Annotated in this window: 1 protein-coding gene; it reads right to left on the reverse strand. The window is 66.5% G+C overall.

The window, feature by feature from the left end:
• Positions 1-1,141: condensation domain-containing protein (locus GOAMR_RS08600; RefSeq protein WP_005185678.1), on the reverse strand; the 1,141-nt coding region annotated here is incomplete at both ends.

The following is a 1,141-nucleotide window of genomic DNA, read 5'->3' on the forward strand; positions in this document are numbered from 1 at the left end:
ACATCGGGTTCCGCGGTCAGCACGTCCAGAAGACGGACGAAACGGTCGGCCAGTACAGCCATGCTCTGTTCGTCGAACAGATCCGTGGCGTACCGCAGCACACCGCTCCAGGGGCGATCGGCACCGCCCGATGACACGACCACCGACAGATCCACCTGGGCGGGAACCTCGTCCAGGGAGATCGGGGTGATCTTGAGGTCACCGACCTCGGCCCGCGCCTCGGCAACCGACGCACCGGGGTTGAACGAGAGCATCACCTGCGCCAGCGGCGCGAACGCCTCGCTGCGCACCGGATCGACGGCCTCCACCACCGACTCGAACGGCACATCCGCATGCGCGAACGCATCCAGATCACCCACCCGCACCTGCTCCAGCAGCTCCCGGAAGGACATCGACGACTCGACACCCGCCCGCAACACCAGCGTGTTCACGAACATGCCCACAAGCGGATCGAGCACCGCCTGACCACGACCGGCGACCGGCGTGGACACCGCGATATCCTGCGTGGCAGTCAATCTCGCGAGCAGCACCGACAGCGCGGCATGCACCACCATGAACTCGGTGACGCCCTGGCTCCGCGCTAGCTCAGCGATCCTGGCCGATACCTGATCCGGGACGTCGAATCCGAAGTCCGCACCTGCGTACGACGCCACCAGCGGACGCGGACGGTCGGCCGGAAGGTCCAGCACATCCGGCAGACCGGCCAGCCTGTCCTTCCAGTACCCGAGCTGGCGGCCGATCACCGATTCGGCGTCTCCTGCCGAGCCGAGCACTTCGTGCTGCCAGATCGCAAAATCGGCGAACTGCACCGGAAGTGGCGCCCAGGATGGTGAATCACCCTGCGCACGAGCGGAGTACGCGAGCACCAGGTCCGTCACCAACGGCAGCATCGACTCGCCGTCCAGACCGATGTGGTGGGCCACCACCGCCAGGAGGTAATCGCCGGCCGGGGTGGGGGCGTCATGACTCTCGGGTCGCCGGACCCCTCGTGACCCTCGCTCCTTCGTCGCATCGGCCTCAGGGATAAAGAAGGTGGAACCGTCAGTGCTGCTGTCGCGGAGGATGACCCGCAGGGGCCACTGCGTGGTGACGTCGAAGCCGGTTGTCGCCGCTGCGAATACATCGTCATCGGTGGCGACGA

Origin of the sequence: Gordonia amarae NBRC 15530 (assembly GCF_000241345.1) — a bacterium.
GTDB classification, from domain to species: Bacteria; Actinomycetota; Actinomycetes; order Mycobacteriales; family Mycobacteriaceae; genus Gordonia; species Gordonia amarae.